Genomic DNA, 16,579 nt, shown 5'->3' on the forward strand with positions numbered 1-16,579 from the left:
GCGGTGGTCCCACCTGACCCCATGCCGAACTCAGAAGTGAAACGCCGTAGCGCCGATGGTAGTGTGGGGTCTCCCCATGCGAGAGTAGGGAACTGTCAGACATCAATTAAGCAGAAACCCCAGTCGAAAGACTGGGGTTTTTTGCGTTTATGGCTTTAATTTTCTTTTCTCTGAACCAGAGTCCGCCGGATTTTACGCTGAGACAAGGTGGCAAATTCGGGCGGGGAAGGAGCATACTCCGGTATGTGACTGAGCTGACCGGACGCAGCCAACGCGGTATCAGGGTAAAAGACAAAGGACTTAGCGCCGAGGGTAGTGTGGGGTCTCCCATGCGAGAGTAGGGAACTGTCAGACATCAATTAAGCAGAAACCCCAGTCGGAAGACTGGGGTTTTTTGCGTTTATGGAATACCAGATTCATATATTAAAAAAGGCGCTTTCTCATACTGAGTAGCGCCTTTTTATCAGTAGCTTAGGTGACTTAACCTTTAGGTTCAATACCTTGCTGCTCTAACTTATTCTGATGTTGTTTCCTGGTTAGCTCTGCTTCTTTACGGGCTTTTTCAGCCAGAGCTTCAACTTCTTCTTCGCTAACCAACTCGCTGGCTTCATGCATTTTTGCCAGACCTTCGTTTACATCGGTTTCCAGCGGATCTTTGCTCATAGATATCTCTCTTCCGGAAAAAATAGACTCTATGAGCATAGATCAATCACTCGCAGTATTTTTGATTATTTGCGCTACTGGAAGGTCCGCATAAAAGGCCAAGTTAAGGCCAAGATATCATAAGTTTAGCTGTTGCTCTTCCTACACCCACTGCCAAGGGGTCATTCACACTTAGGTCATACATATTGTAGGGAATGTCAACTATTATGTCTCTCCACGATACAGGTACGAAGTACTGAGTCCCATCTAGATAGATTTCTTGCGATGAGTTAGGTAGGCCGAACGAGACTGAAGCAACGGGACTTCCTGAATCATTTTTCAAAGACAGAGCACTATCTATTTGACCATTTGGTAAAGAAGTCAGATTATTCCCCCTAATGGATATTCCCAAATTGTCAGATGAACTATCATCACGTTCATTACAGGTTCCTCGAATGCTTATAACACCAGAATCGATCAATCGCCCAGTACCACTTTGAAGAAGTGCATTCGCAGGTGAAATATTTGTCGGCGACACATTAATGGCGCATTGTCGTTCTAACACAGTGATATCAGCCGGTTCTTGAATCCTTGTTGCATTACCTAACTTACACGTATTTCCACCACTTAGAACGCCAAATCTGTACCTCCCAGGCCGTGCATTTGGTCCTATGTAAACACGAGCACTAAGCGAGGTGGTTCCGGAAGTCGGCCCAGTAGTATTTCTCATATTAGACGAGGGAATTATAAAAAAGTTACCGGAGTTGGCTTCCTCCGAGGGGAGATTAGCAGTCCATCGTCCATCCATCCCAAAGGTAACGCGGTATACTTCGTCCCCATTACCCGCGGTAGAGAGAGCACTCTTAAGACTTGGGTTAATGCTCTCTAATGTACCGGTAAAAAAGACCAGAACATCGGACGCAGCACCGTAAAAAAATAATCCGTAATACAATCCGTCACTGCTTGTCCCCCACTCATCATTGATACCTGTATAGGTCGAGTGGATCGCAACTCCGTATGATGGCCGGTTGCAGTCTTGTGAGGCCGCTGATCCATTGCCCCACACGGGCACGTCGGTCCCTAAGACGCCAGCCCCAGGCCAATATTCCCCAGTTTCAAAGGCAGAGTGTACAGGGGGGGAGATGGTCAAACTTGCTATTATTATAACTAGACTCCTCTGGATAACCTTCAGATAGCTCATCCGTCGTTGGTAGAGGGAGTTTATTCGAAAAATGGGTAAGACCAAGGTCATGTACACCCGGTGGGCACCTGGGTTGTTTCCAAACCACCTTGCCCAGCGTTTCTTATACTCCGACACCCGTTGTTTCTGTCGGTCCTTAGGCCAGTGCTGGGTTTGCTCATAAAGCCGTCGCAGTTTTTCTTGGTGATTAGCTTTTGCCCTGGGGGCGATATCGGTCACACCTGCATCCGTTAACCAGGCTCCCATCCAGTCAAAGCCTTTTGTAATTCGTCCTATAAACGTTTTTTCAGGATGTTTCTCAAAACCAAACTGGTTCAGGTAACGATTCAGTTGTTTTACTTGGCGACGCAGTGACCAGCGCGTTGCGGTTAAAATTAAAAAATCGTCCATATAGCGAGCATAATAGATTTTTTCTTGTGTGGCAAAATAGTGATCTACCACCCAAAGATGCAAGGCCCCCATTAAGGGACTTAAAGCACAACTGCGTGCTATCCCTTGTGTCGGTGTATGAAAATTGCCACCTTCTTCGACACTGTAGTGCAAAAATTGTCGTAGCAGTGATAACAATGCGGGTCGGGCGATATGTGCTGTTAATTGCAGTAACAGCGTATCCGTATTGATCGCACCATAATACCCCTTGATATCGGTTCGACAGACCCAGCGATACGCCTGGGTGCTGATCGCATCTTGTACTCGCTGTACTGAGGCCTGCCCACCACCATGCCCTTTCAGATGTTCACATTTTTCATGCAGTTGGATATCACCCACCAGTTGCAACGCGACCCACTTAAGCGCCAAGGCATCTTCTGCTGACCACACCACTTGCCGTTCACGCCCGACCACTCGCATCGGTGATAAACGGTATTCACCGGACTGCAATTGCGCGAGGAAGATCTCCCGATACGCGGTCCAGCGGTAGCGTAAATCCCATATATCGGCATTCGCGGGGGCTGATTTTCGTGCCTGGCATAACCACTGCCAGCTTATGTCGAGACGCAGACTATCCATGTGCTGTTGTTCATTTATCGTTGTCATCTTGCTGCTCCATCAGGTGACTATTATTCATTGTTTTCAAGGTAAGAATTCAACTTGCTGCCACTGCTGTTGCGTTATCTCTCCCTTGGAGGAAGATCCCGCGCCTCGTCAGGGATACAACTATAGGTCGCTTGGGCTAATAGAGACTCTGCCGTGCTGGTTTGCTGGCTCACATCAAAGCTGACCTGGCATTGTTGCTCCTCACGGCTACCCCATTTCACTATCAAGTCACCCTTCGACGGCAACCCAGTGAGATAGACTTGCCCTTCATCGCCGACAATACTGCTGATTGGGTTGGCGGTATCACTAGATATGACTGTTGCTGTCGCCCCAAAGGGCACATATTTATCGTCCTGTTTGATGGTCATGAGCATTTTATAGCCAATGCGGGTGGTAAAGTTTGCTTTCACCACCGCACCTTTTGTCGGGTAAACGTTGATATTTGACTGGGTTAAATCGACATGAGGGGGAAGCGTGCTGGGGTCTAAGCCAATGCTATTTTTGTTATAATCCGCCAGGTAAGGGGCCACGGCATAGCCCCGCCAGTCGGTTACGGCGGTACCATTATTGACGCTGACACCACTTGCTCCGGGGGCGCTGACCAGCGCAACCGAATCGCCCATCGATCTTGCGAACGTGATACCTTCCGAATGCACAAGTACGCCGCCGCTGGCGTTAATATTCAGGCTCTGGGTGTTAGCGCTATAACTGTACCCGCTACTGACTGAGCCTTTACTGCCTTGATATCCGGCATTGAGGTTGCTATTCGCCGTCTGGCCTTGATTGCCCCAGCTTTGTGACGCCCCGTAGGAGAGTCTACCGCCCAGTACATTGCCGCTCAGTCCGGTGTTATTGCGCGTTCTGCCCTTATTATCATGGCTTACAGAGTAGTTCGCATACATTGAGCGCATGTTTTCAGTATGGCTAAAAATGCTGAACGGCAGGCTGACATTTAAAGAGAGCTGACGGTTTTCCGGCCAGTCGCCACGTGAGTCTTTGATGCGGTCAATATTGTAATTCACGCCATAGCTTACACCCCTAATACTGTTGTTGTAGCCCACAGACATACCGGTTAACGAGTGGTCGCTGCCCCAGTAATCATCGCGGTTTGCCCGCAGGCGTAATGACCCCATACTGCCCATTTGTTGGCTAATCTGGGTTTGAAAACTACTGCGCCGACGCTGCAATAACCAGGGGCTGACGCCGTCTTCCAGGCGGTAACCCTGGCTATTAAATTCACTGAAGTTATAGAAATCCTCGGTGGAATAACGCAAGGCGGTTAAGTCCACTGAGGTGCCGGTTGAGATCATACTTTTCGAATAACGAACCCGGTACGATTGCCCTGTTTTTTTCTCGCTATGCGAAGTATTGGTGTAGGCGAACTGTGAGGAGGAATGCGTTACATCGGTGGAAATAGCCCCCAGCTGCCCCAGTGACACACCGGTGCCCGCACTCGCTGATTGGTAGTCTCTGGCAAGCACCATGCCGCCATAGAGCGTGATGTTGTTATACAGACCGTACACCGCAGTCCCGAGGATAAAATCTGAACGACGCGAGCTGGAGGTGAGGTTGCCATCATAGCGGCCTGAGGCTAACTCGTACTTCCAGCTGCCGGGGCGCAGCATCATCGGTAATGAAGAGTAGGGGACGATAAACTGCCGCTCCGTGCCATCGGCCTCGGTAACAGTGACATCATAATCCCCTGACAAACCCGCCTGTTGAATGTCATTGATATTAAAGGGACCGGGGGCTACATAGGTTTCATACACCACATTGCCATTCTGGCGGACGGTGATGCGGGCATTACTGTTTGCCACCCCGGTAATGGCCGGGGCATAGCCGCGTAGCTGGCTCGGTAGCATCTGCTCATTTGACACCAGCTGTATTCCCTTAAAGGGAATACCATCGAGCACATCATTGCGGGTGTAGGTTTCCCCCACCACCAGACTCGACCTTAACGCCTGAATATCACGGGCTAGTGTCGTATTGCTGAACTGAGTCTGGGTATTGACCGAGCGGGAATAATTCTGCGCCCCGCTGTATTCAGAATGCGTGTGGGTCAGGGTACTGCGCAGCCGCCATGCGCCTGCATTCGCGCCAGCACGCACCGAGGCAAACAGATTAGTGCTATCGGTCGTGGATTGTTGATAGCTATTACGGGTACGGCCTGCGCTGAGATTATAATTCGCCGTTAAGGCCGGGATGCCGTCTTCCCATAATTTGGGGTCAACATAGCCCGAAATATTAGGCTTCATGGCTACCTGAGGCACACTGATATTGAGGCGTAACCGTGCCAGGTCTAACGAAGTGGTGGCTTGCGGTATCACTGCACCCAAATCCGAAACCACTGCTGTTACCGGTAGGGCTTTTAACGCCGGCAGCTGGGCCATATTGACCCCAAAGGTTTCGAGCTGCTCTGGCGTTAACTCAGGTGCGACTTGCCCTTGCGCGTTTTTCACAAACTGGAGCGTATACTGCCCCATATCCTGCTGGTTAATAAACACCGATACGGTATATTCACCTTCAGCTACGCTGCCCGCCCGCGAAAAAACCGAGAGATCAACCTCAGAATACTCCCCGGAGACACCTAAAAAACTCGGATCAAAATAATCTTCAGCGAAGGCCGGAACAGCAGCCGCCATCAGGCACCAGGCCAGCGGGTGGTAACGAAAAAATCCATCTATCATTTTTTTCCCAGCTGTTTTGCAGCAAATTTCCATGGAATACCTCTGTCCGGTTTGCGATACCGCCTATCTTCGGCAGGGTGTCGCAGATAAAAATGGCGTCCTTTTCTTATCGGGTTAACGCTTAACTTCAGGGAGCTGTTTCTGATAAATTTTGTCACTGACTCCCCCCTTATCGTTAATTACTTGCCATTCGATATTCTTTGGCGCTTTATCCAGAACCATTGGCCAGCGCTGTTCACTGTAGGGGGCTATCATCCGGGTGTTGCCTAAATCCACTGCCTGACGATTCACGGATAATCGGTCGAAGGTGACATAAAATGCGCTTGGGTTTTTAACCGTGATGTCGCTTGTCGCTGGTACAAATTGCAGTTGGTTATTGATTGTCTCCTCGTCAGGCCTTTGGAGCGCTGCCGGGCGGTAAAACAGTTTCACGTTGTTTTGCACGGCGATAACCATCTGTGGCGTTGTTGATGTCTGTTCCGGCTTCTCGGCAGGAATAGCCGTTAATGCCAGGACCGCTATCGACTCACGATCCTGTGGGTGCAAATCATGCTGTTTTAATCGCAGATGTAAGGTGACCGTTTCCCCGACATCGATGCGCTGTAGCGGCGGTAAGGCAATAAATGCCCGGCTATTATCAGACTGCTCGCCAGCTTTCAGTGATGACTCATTTGCTGATGGTTCCCAAGGCTGTATCCGCGCTTGCAGCAAATAAGGCACCGAGCTGTTATTGGTCAGTTGATAGGTCACACCGTTGGTAGCCGTGGATGGGTAAACCACCCGCGTATTGTGTAGCGTGATACCGGTCATTCCCTGCGGTGTGCTCGCCTGAGCCCAGCCACTCAAACTGCTCAAAAGCACCCCGATACTGGCTTTTATCTTCCAGTTGACGGCAGATTCAGTCATTTTCCCTCTCCCTTTGATGCCAGACTGCCCTGGTAACGGGGGCTCATATCACCAAAGTCAGTGATAGCAGACCATTCAACCTGGGTTCCTCGCCCGGTAAATGGGTAAGACTGCTGTGAAAAGGGGGCAATCATCGGGTCATGCTGGCCGACATCCAGCAGTTGCTTATTGATCGTCACCTGAGCCAGGGTCACGTAATAGGGCGTGGGGTTACTTACCTCAATTCGCCCACCCGCTTGCCGGAAGCTCAGCTTGCTGTAGGCGGTCTCCGCGTTCATAGGTAACGCCGCGGGTCGATAAAACAATTTGATGATATTGCGAATACCAATCGATATTTGCGCCATCGTCATATTTTCTTCGGGCTCACCTGTTTTGGCAGAAGCTGGAATGGCTAAAAAGCTCAGGTAAAAAACCGATTCTCTGTCCGCTGGTAGCTGTGTGGCACCCTGGCGCACCACTAAAGCGGTATGCTGGCTTTCCGGCTCCAGACGAAACAACGGCGGGGTGACCATAAAGGGTGATGCCGTCATATCCTGAACGTCGGGGGTATTCATCACCGATGCCTTGACCAGATAGACTTGCGGGCTGTTATTGATAATGATGGCTTTGGCATTAGACTGCTGGGCGTCAAAAACCACACGTGTTTGCGCTAAACGTAATCCGCCTTTTGCGTCACTTATCGGTGTATGCAGGATCCCGGTTGCCAGGACAAGAGCACAGAGCCTGGCAGTAGGTGACGGAGAGTGGGGTAGAATCATCAAGGCTTCCGTCCTAGTTATAGACAAAGGTAAAGGTGAGGTTAGAGGTCAATACCCCTCCCCGTACGTTGGCGGGCTGACAGCTGCCACAGCTTAAAATGGCATTGAGCAGCAAATTTCCGTTAAGAGACGCCACATTCTCGCTACCTGCTGCAGGCCATGTATTTGTCGTTATCTCCTTGTTCGCCGCTAAATTGCTATTTGCCGCAAATACGCTGTTGCCTGAGGTGGTGAGCAAAACGCCATAGCCAATTGTTGTACTGCTGCTATTGGCGAATAATGTTTTACCGTTAATCAGCTGCGTCTCTCCTGCCACAGTGATGATCGGTTTCATAAAATATCCCTGGCAATTACTCAGGTTTAGCAACAGATCGCTACGCACATTTTCACCCGGGATAGTGTCCTGCGGAACTACGCCCTGGCTATAGGTGACGGCTGCCGGGGCGGTGATATCACAGCCTCCGCCATAAAAGGTGGCCGTAAATTGAATATCTTGCTCAGCACGTCCCGCCGCCTGAAGTTGAGAGACAGGCAGTAGCAACCCGACGATGAGCGTGAGTAAAGAACGTTTGTATATGAGCGTCATTTATCGCCTCTCAGCTTTAAAATTTTTTTCTATCAAAAAGTAAGGATGTTATTCATCATTGATAGACAAAATTAAAGGTGAGAGAGGCATTGAGTACTCCGCCTTGCAGAGTACTTGCCGTGCAGGTTCCGCAGCTGACTACCGCTTTAAGGGGAATGGTGCCATTCAAGGTACTTGCCATAGTACTGTCCCAGGTTTTTGTTACCGCCACGATATTTTTAGTGGTCGCTAAGTTGGTGCTGGCGGAGAAATTAGTGTTACCTGTGGTGGATAATAAAATACCGTAACCTTTGCTGGTGCTGCTGCTTGAGACAAATAAAAGGGTGCCAGAGTCGTTGTCAGCATCCCCGACAATACTGATGGAAGGCGTCAGCCCGAACCCTTTGCAGCCACTAAGAGTCAGGTCAAAGGTGTCCGAAATATCGCTGGTTGGCGTAATACTGGCCGCGGAAATGGGCTCACCATCCATAATAGAAACCGTTGCGGGGGCGGCAATATCACATGAGCCTCCGACGATATTGGCGGTGATAGTGGTATTTGCTGATGTGGCTGCGAAAACGGGTGAGGTGATACTCAATGCACTGACCACGGCAGCCAGGCAAAGTGGTATAGCGTTGTTATTTAATATTTTCATCCTGACATTTTCCTTAATGTGAGTTATTGAAAAAAAACATTAAAAGTAAGTGCTGAAAAAAACTTACCCGGTAATACATTCCCTTGAACCGGTCCGACCAGACCTACCCAAAAAACCTCCTCGGTATGATGCTGATTAGCGATATTTAAGGGCGATAATGACAGTGCCACCCCAGGTTTAATGGCTTTGTCGGGAGCATAGAAATCATTCAAAGAGGGCGCTGTACCTTCCCCGTGGCGTAACATAAATCCCACTCCATTAGGTTCCCCATCTAAAAAAATGGTGTCGGTATCGTAGGGGGTATGGCCTTCTATGCTGAGTCTGGGAACTAATTGAGTCGTTTTTTCCGGACAGGCAAGTTCAGCACGTAAAGGTTTAATCTCGCGTGCCGTAGGCGCTCCTTGAAATGCTGACGTGCGTTGGGGTGTAAAGGTGAGGGAGACCGGTAAACGAATTTCACATCCGATATCATCTGAGATAACCGCGCGGATATCTGTCTGGGCGGCAAAAGTCAGCGAAGACGTTCCCAGATAAAGGAGCACAATGCCCCCGATCAGGTTATTGCACCTTCCCATGAAATACCCCCATACCACCGTAGTCATTAATTGCGATCCATTCCACAGTCCCTTGAAGAGGGGCTCGGGAATAGGTCTGGCGGCTCATTGGGGCTATAAGCGTATTACCTTGCTTCACGCTGATGGGTATGACCGTATTAGCAATTTTTAATGAGTTCAGCGTAATATAATACGGCGACGAATTATAAACAGTAACGCCATTTTCTGAGCGGGTGAATATTAAAGAACTCATCGCTTGCTGTTGCGACATTGCCAGATTCGCCGGGCGATAAAAGAGTTTTATCACACTCCCCGTTGATATTTGAACGTTACCGCCAATATTATTTTTTCCTTCCGCCTGGGCTTTATTACTGGCTGGAATAGCGATAGCCCGCAAATAAAAAACCGACTCTTTATCTTGTGGTAATGGGACGTTTTTTTTCATAATCCGTACTTGGTTGGTTGCGCCCGGCTCTAAACGAAATAGCGAAGGCGTTACCAGAAAAGGAGTCTCTCCCTGGTCACCATAGGGTGTGGCTAAAATTTGTGTGCGGATTAAATAGGGGGTTGGGGAATCACTGGAACTGACTATCCCGACACTTTGCCCGGAGGTATCATCTGTGGATGAAAAGATAATACGCGTGGCGTCTAACGATATCCCTGCCCAGCATGACGCAGATAACCACAGCAAGCCACCCGCGAGTAAGATATTTCGCATGCACTATTCCCTCATCAGACTCATCCATGAAGGTAGGGCAATAACCTGCTGCCCTACCTGAATAGCCACGCATTTAGTTCACAATATAGGCCACTAAAATTGGCGCACTATAGGCACCGGCCTCTGGCGTTAGCGTGGTGGTCGCCATACCCACATTAAAGGTGTAGCTTGCGCTGGTAGCTGCTGCGCCAATAGTCAGTGGAACGCCTTCTGTAATGACGTTACCTGCGGCGTCTTCAATCATAAAGCCGACTGGCTGAGAGCTTTCTGCCACGAATACATTCTGTTCGGCATTACCGGTCGAGGTGGTGCCTTGAATCACCAACTCTCCAACCTCGCCTGCCGTACAACCGGTTAAGGCAACTGGCATAGCGACAGGATTGGAAGTAATGGTATTCACTCCCGAGAAACTCGCTCCAGCCACACCGACTTTGGTATTAAAAACGCCGACATTGAGGGTAGATTTGCCCCCGTTGGTATTAATAGTACAGGTGGTTGAGGTCAGAACACCTTGCAAGGTGACTTTCTCTGCTGCGATGGCATTAATAGTGAAAGCTGAAACAGAAGCGAGTAATGCCGTACGTAATATTAAAGATTTAACCATTTTATTTCCCTCATTAATGGATTGAAGAATAAGAAATATAAAGAATCAACCAGCAATAAATTATTGCGAGTTAGCTTTCCCTTGTGTCCATTCGTCTTATTCCATTAGGGAATGTATCATAGGGTTGATTCCAAGAAAATATAAACTTATAGGAGTTATACTAATTTACTTATTGGAGGGCGAGTATATCTTTAAAGATAAGTTCTGTTACTTTATGGAAATTAAAATTATAAAAATCCATATATTGACCAATGGAATTGATTAGCAAAGGAAATTAATAATGGAATTTAGTTGATAACCATGTGTAAAATATAAATAAATTAATAGAGAAAGATATTTATCAGCCTTTAACAGATAAAATATAATTGGAATTTTATGGTTATGGATTCTAATTAATTTACCCATTAATCCTTAGAAATTATTTCCGAGGCAAGTGCTACTGAGTGATGGGCGTTGTAAGGTTTTCCCGATAACATGATGATTTTACTTGAGGTAGAGCTCTGGCATATCACAGACATTAAAAAAGGCGCTTCCCCATGCCGAGTAGCGCCTTTTCCATCAACAGATTAACTGATTAGTATCAGTTCATGCCGTATTTTTTCAATTTTTTACGCAGGGTGCCACGGTTGATACCCATCATTAACGCAGCACGGGTCTGGTTACCACGGGTGTATTGCATCACCATGTCCAACAATGGCTGCTCTACTTCAGCCAAAACCAGCTCATACAAATCATTAACATCTTGACCGTTCAGTTGAGCAAAATAGTTCTTAAGTGCCTGTTTTACGGAATCACGCAGGGGCTTTTGGGTTACTTGATCCTGAGAGTTCACGGTTGAAACGGTCAGTACGTCAGAATTTACGCGTTGTTCGAACATAGTTCTGTCAGCTCTTTATTTCTGTTTAGGCAAAATTTTCGAAGTATGCCTCCAACGCCTCCAGCTGTTCGCTGGCATCCTCAATGGCGTTGAATGTGCGCCGAAACTGGTCACTTGGAGCGTGCTCCTGGAGATACCAGGAAACATGTTTCCGTGCAATCCGGTAACCTTTAGCCTGACCATAAAAGTCATGCAGTTCCCGAATATGACTACAGAGTAAGCGCTTAACCTCTGCCAGAGGCAGGGGAGGAAGCAACTCTCCAGTGTCCAGATAGTGCTGGATTTCCCGAAAGATCCAGGGTCTTCCCTGAGCCGCACGTCCTATCATCAGAGCATCAGCCCCTGTATAGTCCAGTACAGCTCTGGCTTTAAGCGGGTCAGTAATGTCGCCATTCGCGATAACCGGAATGGAAACTTTCTGCTTAACTTCCCGAATGCTGTCGTATTCAGCATGGCCCTGGAATAAACAGGCGCGAGTGCGTCCATGAATTGTCAGTGCCTGAATGCCACAGTCTTCAGCAAGTTGGGCAATTTGTACACAGTTCCGGTGCTCCGGATCCCAGCCTGTGCGAATCTTCAATGTAACGGGTACATCCACTGCGTTTACCACCGTTGTCACGATATCCCTGACCAGACTCGGGTGTTGCAGCAGGGCCGATCCTGCCAATTTACGATTCACTTTTTTAGCCGGGCAGCCCATATTGATATCAATAATCTGGGCACCATTAGCCACATTAATACATGCAGCTGCTGCCATTTCATCCGGGTCACTACCTGCAATTTGCACGGTGCGAATACCCGGTTCATCTACATGAACCATCCGTAAACGAGACTTGTCACTGACCCAGACTTCTGGGTTAGAAGACATCATCTCGGAAACGGTTAAACCTGCTCCCATTTCGTAACACAGCGTTCTGAAGGGTCTGTCTGTAATCCCCGCCATAGGCGCTGCAATTAACCGATTTCTGAGCTGGTAATGTCCGATGCGCATGAGTTAAGAAATGACCATACTGTGCCTGCAAGGCGGCGTATATTACGCATTTTTGGCCTGAGATGAAAGGCCAAACTTTGAACAATGTGCTTAAAACACCCGAATGACATCACAGACTCATGAAAATTAATTAAAATTCACCATGTAAATCAATTGGTTGAGTTAAATTGGTTGATTTGCAATCAACTAAATCTTCATGGAAATTCATGTAATTAAGCATTTTAGCAGCAGAACAATAGCAGATAACTTGCTGTAATAATGAACAGTTTTTGCTATTTTATGCGAACGAGCTCTCATTTTTACTAAACTCGTTCGCAACAAGGTCAGGTTTTTTAGGCTTAAACTTTACGACCAGTGATACGACACCACTCATCTTTTTCCACTACCGGGTCAAGCGTAAACAGACCTTCATAGGCTTCGCATACACCTGCTGCCTGGGTTGCCAGCACGCCGGATAAGCCCAGTAAGCCACCCTGGACAGGTAATATACTGATTAAGGGCGCTAACTCGCGCAGAGGGCCTGCCAGGATGTTTGCGACCACGACATCAGCACGCATCTCTGCCGGTTGGTTCTGAGGTAAATAGAGTTCAAGTCTGTCGGATACACCATTACGCTCAGCGTTATCACGACTCGCCTGAATCGCCTGTGGGTCGATATCTATGCCAATGGCTTTAGTGGCGCCCAGTTTCAGAGCGGCAATCGCCAGGATGCCTGAGCCGCAGCCAAAATCGATAATCGTTTTTCCGGTTAAATCGATACCGTCAAGCCACTCCAGACAGAGCGAGGTCGTTGGATGAGTCCCGGTACCAAATGCTAGTCCCGGATCAAGCATGACGTTAACCGCATTTTTATCAGGAACATCACGCCAGCTTGGGCAAATCCACAGACGCTGGCCGAAACGCATTGGGTGGAAATTATCCATCCACTCACGTTCCCAGTCTTTATCTTCCAGTTGCTCTATTTTATGGGCGAAATCCGGACTTAACAGTGGACAGTGCTCAAGAATAGCCACCACTTCCTTCATGTCGGTTTCAGCATCATAGAGACCAATAACATCGGTATCACCCCATAAACGCGTCTCTCCAGGCAGAGGCTCAAATACGGGCGTGTCATGGGTGTCCTGGAAGGTGACCGAAACAGCCCCGCTTTCAATTAGCGCATCACCGAGATCTTCGGCATGTCCACCGGTGGTATTTATTTTCAGTTGGATCCATGGCATAGCGAAACTCTTTATTTATCAGTAGTTGAAACAATGGGATATTCAGGAACGTCCTGCCCAAAACGATTACCTGCCACGAATGCCAGCAAGCTGAGTAACAGTGAAGGAACGATCGGGTGGAAACCGTAAAAGTGAATATCAAAACTGGCCAGTACGGCATACAGCACTGCACCGACTATCATGCCACTTAGGGCACCTGCTGCGTTGGCTTTCTCCCAGTAGAGGCCAAGCACCAGTGGCCACAGGAATACCGCTTCCAGCCCACCAAAGGCTAGCAGATTAAGCCAGATTATCATCTCTGGTGGTCGCCATGCAGCCAGGAGCAGCAATGCACCGAGGATCAAGGTACTGGCAGAAGAAAGAAGCTTTAATCGTGTTTCATTATTGACCTGATCCGGACAAATATTCAGATAAAGATCTTTCACGATAGTGGCAGATGATTGCAGCAACTGGGCATTGATCGTCGACATGATAGCGGCCATGGGGGCTGCCAGAAAGATCCCGGCAGCGACCGGCGGTAGCACCGTCATCATAAGGGTTGGGATCACCTGATCCGGTACGGTGAGATCGGGAATGATCGCACGGCCTAAAGCGCCAGCAAGGTGCATCCCGAACATAAGAATAGCCACCACGATAGTGCCGAGAATGATGCCCCGATGAACCGCTTTACTGTCTTTATAAGAGATACAACGTACCGCTGTATGGGGTAAACCAATGACACCAAAGCACACCAGAACCCAAAAAGAGGTCATAAATGCCGGAGATAAAATATCATCCGCTCCCTGAGGGGAAACCAGTTTCGGATCAATACGCTCGAGCGTCTCGACCGCGTTATGCAGACCGCCAGCAGCATAGATAATAGCGATTAACAATAAAATGGTGCCAATTAGCATGACAATGCCTTGCATGGTGTCATTGAGTACGCTGGCACGAAAACCACCAAAGGCAGTATAGAGTGCGATAGTGACACCAAAAATCAATAATCCCGTTTCGTAGGGAATACCCGCAGCCGTTTCCAGTAACCGCGCCCCACCGATGAACTGGACGGTCATAGCGCCAATAAAGGCAACCAGTAAGCTGAAACTTGCCAGCCAGACCAGTAGCCGGCTGCGGTAACGCGCATAGAGCATGTCATTAAGCGTAACGGCATTATAACGACGGGCAAGAATGGCAAATTTCTTACCCAATATTCCTAGTGATAACCAGACAGCAGGTAACTGAATCATCGCCAGCAGCACCCAGCCGAGCCCGTATTTATACGCAGCGCCCGGTCCGCCGATAAATGAACTGGCACTGATATAGGTCGCGGTCAGTGTCATTGCGAGTACGAACCCGCCCATTGAGCGGTTGCCGAGGAAATACTCGTTCAGGAAGGTGCCGGTACGACGTCTGCGCATGGCATAAACTGAAAGCCCAAATACGACTAACAGATAAGCTATCAGAGGCAGAATCACTTCGTTATGCATGATGATCATCCTCCAGCGGCATATCGCGGAAAAATACTCTGACCATTAACCAGCACAGTAAAATAAATACCAGTGGGATCAGTAAACAGGACATTTCAAACCAGTGCGGTAAGCCGGTTATACCTTGGGTATTATCGGGTAAATAGGCGGCCAGCAGCCATGCCATAAGATATAGCAACGTTAGCCAGAGCGCCCAGCGCGCTTCTTTGTTGGCCTGAACAAAGCGCTTATCCATGATAGTCTCGTGCATTGGTAGCAGACGACAGTACTTATCGCTGCAGATGGGAGTTCAGAAAGGAAAGGGCCGGAAGCATCCGGCCCTTTTTGACATTATTCATATCGAATGAAAACTTAGTCCTGGAGACCCAGTTTCTTTTCCAGATAGTGGATATTTGTTCCACCTTTCTGGAAGTTTTCATCGTTCATGATCTTCATCTGTAATTCAACGTTGGTTTTGATACCGTCGATGATCAGTTCTGCCAGGGCATTTTTCATACGAGAAATTGCAATTTCACGTGTTTCGCCATAGCAAATCAGTTTACCAATCATTGAATCGTAATACGGTGGAACGCTGTAGCCCGCATAAATATGTGACTCCCAACGAACACCAAAACCACCCGGTGAATGGAAACGGGTAATTTTTCCCGGACTTGGCAGGAAGGTATTAGGATCTTCTGCGTTGATACGGCATTCCACAGCGTGACCTTTAACATGCACGTCTTTTTGCTTAATGGTCAGTTTTTTACCAGAAGCAATCAGCAGTTGCTGCTTAATTAAGTCTACGCCGGTGATCATTTCTGTCACGGGATGCTCAACCTGAATACGGGTGTTCATTTCGATGAAATAGAACTCGCCGTTTTCAAACAGAAACTCGAAAGTTCCCGCACCACGATAGTTAATATCCACGCAAGCTTTAGCACAGCGCTCGCCGATCGCGCGACGTAGCTCAGGAGTAATTCCTGGTGCTGGTGCTTCTTCAACCACTTTCTGGTGGCGACGTTGCATAGAACAGTCACGCTCTGCCAGATAAATAGCCGTACCCTGACCATCGGCCAGTACCTGAATTTCGATATGACGTGGGTTTTCGAGGTACTTCTCCATATAGACCATATCGTTGTTGAAAGCAGCTTTTGCTTCCGCACGGGTCATCGTAATGGATTGTTCCAGTTCAGCATCGCTGCGTACGACACGCATTCCGCGACCACCGCCACCACCAGACGCTTTAATAATGACCGGATAGCCAATACGTTTGGCATGGGCACGGTTTTTATCTGTATCGTCGTCTAACGGGCCATCAGAACCCGGTACACAAGGAACACCCGCTTTTTTCATGGCGTCGATAGCAGAAACTTTGTCGCCCATCAGGCGGATAGTTTCGGCGCGAGGGCCAATGAAAATAAAGCCAGATTGTTCAACTTGCTCTGCAAAGTTGGCATTTTCAGATAAGAAACCATAGCCCGGGTGAATTGCCGCTGCGCCAGTAATTTCTGCCGCAGAGATAATTGCCGGGATATTCAGATAGCTTTTTACCGAAGGAGCCGGACCAATACAGACCGTCTCATCTGCCAGTAATACGTGTTTCAAATCGCGATCTGCGGTTGAGTGCACTGCAACAGTTTTGATGCCCAGCTCTTTACAGGCACGCAGAATACGCAATGCAATCTCACCACGGTTGGCGATGACAATTTTTTCCAGCATGT

The 16,579-nt window shown here is 48.4% G+C and carries 16 protein-coding genes and 1 rRNA gene; 1 reads left to right on the forward strand and 16 read right to left on the reverse strand.

Features of this window, described 5'->3' with window-relative positions:
- A 5S ribosomal RNA gene (rrf, locus tag M2387_RS18600) occupies positions 1–101 on the forward strand; the annotation flags it as partial.
- Positions 102–480: 379 nt separating this feature from the next.
- Here the strand turns inward: rrf and M2387_RS18605 are convergent.
- From M2387_RS18605 to accC, 16 genes are all read right to left on the reverse strand, one after another.
- Positions 481–663 carry a hypothetical protein gene (locus M2387_RS18605; RefSeq protein ID WP_259051566.1) on the reverse strand — a complete coding sequence of 61 codons (183 nt, stop codon included), beginning with the start codon at positions 661–663 and terminating at the stop codon, positions 481–483.
- Between the two features lie 103 nt (positions 664–766).
- Entirely contained in the window at positions 767–2,878 is a 2,112-nt protein-coding gene (locus M2387_RS18610; RefSeq protein WP_259051567.1) for a reverse transcriptase domain-containing protein, read from the reverse strand.
- Positions 2,879–2,952: 74 nt separating this feature from the next.
- Positions 2,953–5,565, reverse strand: a complete 2,613-nt coding sequence (locus tag M2387_RS18615) for a fimbria/pilus outer membrane usher protein (protein ID WP_259051568.1) — start codon at positions 5,563–5,565, stop codon at positions 2,953–2,955.
- A 114-nt stretch (positions 5,566–5,679) separates the two neighbouring features.
- A complete protein-coding gene (locus tag M2387_RS18620) occupies positions 5,680–6,471 on the reverse strand; it encodes a fimbrial biogenesis chaperone (RefSeq protein WP_259051570.1) in 792 nt (263 codons plus the stop codon).
- Positions 6,468–7,229 carry a fimbrial biogenesis chaperone gene (locus M2387_RS18625; RefSeq protein WP_259051572.1) on the reverse strand — a complete coding sequence of 254 codons (762 nt, stop codon included), beginning with the start codon at positions 7,227–7,229 and terminating at the stop codon, positions 6,468–6,470. The genes M2387_RS18620 and M2387_RS18625 overlap by 4 nt, the downstream gene beginning before the upstream one ends.
- A gap of 13 nt (positions 7,230–7,242) precedes the next feature.
- A complete protein-coding gene (locus tag M2387_RS18630; protein WP_259051574.1) occupies positions 7,243–7,815 on the reverse strand; it encodes a fimbrial-like protein in 573 nt (190 codons plus the stop codon).
- A 55-nt stretch (positions 7,816–7,870) separates the two neighbouring features.
- The gene (locus tag M2387_RS18635; protein ID WP_259051575.1) at positions 7,871–8,449 is read right to left on the reverse strand and encodes a fimbrial protein; all 579 of its coding nucleotides are present in this window, start codon (positions 8,447–8,449) and stop codon (positions 7,871–7,873) included.
- A 23-nt stretch (positions 8,450–8,472) separates the two neighbouring features.
- Positions 8,473–9,024: a fimbrial protein gene (locus M2387_RS18640; protein WP_259051576.1), complete on the reverse strand. Its 552-nt coding sequence runs from the start codon at positions 9,022–9,024 to the stop codon at positions 8,473–8,475.
- Positions 9,008–9,721 (reverse strand): fimbrial biogenesis chaperone, encoded by a 714-nt coding sequence (locus M2387_RS18645; RefSeq protein WP_259051577.1) that lies wholly within the window; start codon positions 9,719–9,721, stop codon positions 9,008–9,010. Before M2387_RS18645 ends, M2387_RS18640 begins: the two co-directional genes overlap by 17 nt.
- Before the next feature lie 73 nt (positions 9,722–9,794).
- Positions 9,795–10,325, reverse strand: a complete 531-nt coding sequence (locus tag M2387_RS18650) for a fimbrial protein (protein ID WP_259051578.1) — start codon at positions 10,323–10,325, stop codon at positions 9,795–9,797.
- A gap of 580 nt (positions 10,326–10,905) precedes the next feature.
- Positions 10,906–11,202: a DNA-binding transcriptional regulator Fis gene (gene fis / locus M2387_RS18655; protein ID WP_000462905.1), complete on the reverse strand. Its 297-nt coding sequence runs from the start codon at positions 11,200–11,202 to the stop codon at positions 10,906–10,908.
- 25 nt (positions 11,203–11,227) lie between these two features.
- Positions 11,228–12,193, reverse strand: a complete 966-nt coding sequence (gene dusB, locus M2387_RS18660; RefSeq protein ID WP_259051579.1) for a tRNA dihydrouridine synthase DusB — start codon at positions 12,191–12,193, stop codon at positions 11,228–11,230.
- 338 nt (positions 12,194–12,531) lie between these two features.
- Positions 12,532–13,413 carry a 50S ribosomal protein L11 methyltransferase gene (prmA, locus tag M2387_RS18665; protein WP_259051580.1) on the reverse strand — a complete coding sequence of 294 codons (882 nt, stop codon included), beginning with the start codon at positions 13,411–13,413 and terminating at the stop codon, positions 12,532–12,534.
- A gap of 11 nt (positions 13,414–13,424) precedes the next feature.
- Entirely contained in the window at positions 13,425–14,879 is a 1,455-nt protein-coding gene (gene panF / locus M2387_RS18670; protein ID WP_259051583.1) for a sodium/pantothenate symporter, read from the reverse strand.
- Positions 14,872–15,114: a YhdT family protein gene (locus M2387_RS18675; protein WP_259051587.1), complete on the reverse strand. Its 243-nt coding sequence runs from the start codon at positions 15,112–15,114 to the stop codon at positions 14,872–14,874. The genes panF and M2387_RS18675 overlap by 8 nt, the downstream gene beginning before the upstream one ends.
- Positions 15,115–15,230: 116 nt before the next feature.
- Positions 15,231–16,577: an acetyl-CoA carboxylase biotin carboxylase subunit gene (accC, locus tag M2387_RS18680; RefSeq protein WP_259051589.1), complete on the reverse strand. Its 1,347-nt coding sequence runs from the start codon at positions 16,575–16,577 to the stop codon at positions 15,231–15,233.
- Between the last annotated feature and the right edge of the window lie 2 nt (positions 16,578–16,579).

The organism is Klebsiella sp. BIGb0407 (assembly GCF_024807845.1).
Lineage (GTDB): Bacteria > Pseudomonadota > Gammaproteobacteria > Enterobacterales > Enterobacteriaceae > JGM124.

Bases quoted from the DNA above. Each gene is read 5' to 3' on its own strand.
- M2387_RS18610 (WP_259051567.1), bottom strand. From the start codon at position 2,878: ATGACAACGATAAATGAACAACAGCACATGGATAGTCTGCGTCTCGAC.
- M2387_RS18635 (WP_259051575.1), bottom strand. From the start codon at position 8,449: ATGAAAATATTAAATAACAACGCTATACCACTTTGCCTGGCTGCCGTG.
- M2387_RS18625 (WP_259051572.1), bottom strand. From the start codon at position 7,229: ATGATTCTACCCCACTCTCCGTCACCTACTGCCAGGCTCTGTGCTCTT.
- panF (WP_259051583.1), bottom strand. From the start codon at position 14,879: ATGCATAACGAAGTGATTCTGCCTCTGATAGCTTATCTGTTAGTCGTA.
- dusB (WP_259051579.1), bottom strand. From the start codon at position 12,193: ATGCGCATCGGACATTACCAGCTCAGAAATCGGTTAATTGCAGCGCCT.
- prmA (WP_259051580.1), bottom strand. From the start codon at position 13,413: ATGCCATGGATCCAACTGAAAATAAATACCACCGGTGGACATGCCGAA.
- M2387_RS18630 (WP_259051574.1), bottom strand. From the start codon at position 7,815: ATGACGCTCATATACAAACGTTCTTTACTCACGCTCATCGTCGGGTTG.
- M2387_RS18615 (WP_259051568.1), bottom strand. From the start codon at position 5,565: ATGATAGATGGATTTTTTCGTTACCACCCGCTGGCCTGGTGCCTGATG.
- fis (WP_000462905.1), bottom strand. From the start codon at position 11,202: ATGTTCGAACAACGCGTAAATTCTGACGTACTGACCGTTTCAACCGTG.
- M2387_RS18675 (WP_259051587.1), bottom strand. From the start codon at position 15,114: ATGGATAAGCGCTTTGTTCAGGCCAACAAAGAAGCGCGCTGGGCGCTC.
- M2387_RS18650 (WP_259051578.1), bottom strand. From the start codon at position 10,325: ATGGTTAAATCTTTAATATTACGTACGGCATTACTCGCTTCTGTTTCA.
- M2387_RS18645 (WP_259051577.1), bottom strand. From the start codon at position 9,721: ATGCGAAATATCTTACTCGCGGGTGGCTTGCTGTGGTTATCTGCGTCA.
- M2387_RS18605 (WP_259051566.1), bottom strand. From the start codon at position 663: ATGAGCAAAGATCCGCTGGAAACCGATGTAAACGAAGGTCTGGCAAAA.
- accC (WP_259051589.1), bottom strand. From the start codon at position 16,577: ATGCTGGAAAAAATTGTCATCGCCAACCGTGGTGAGATTGCATTGCGT.
- M2387_RS18640 (WP_259051576.1), bottom strand. From the start codon at position 9,024: ATGGGAAGGTGCAATAACCTGATCGGGGGCATTGTGCTCCTTTATCTG.
- M2387_RS18620 (WP_259051570.1), bottom strand. From the start codon at position 6,471: ATGACTGAATCTGCCGTCAACTGGAAGATAAAAGCCAGTATCGGGGTG.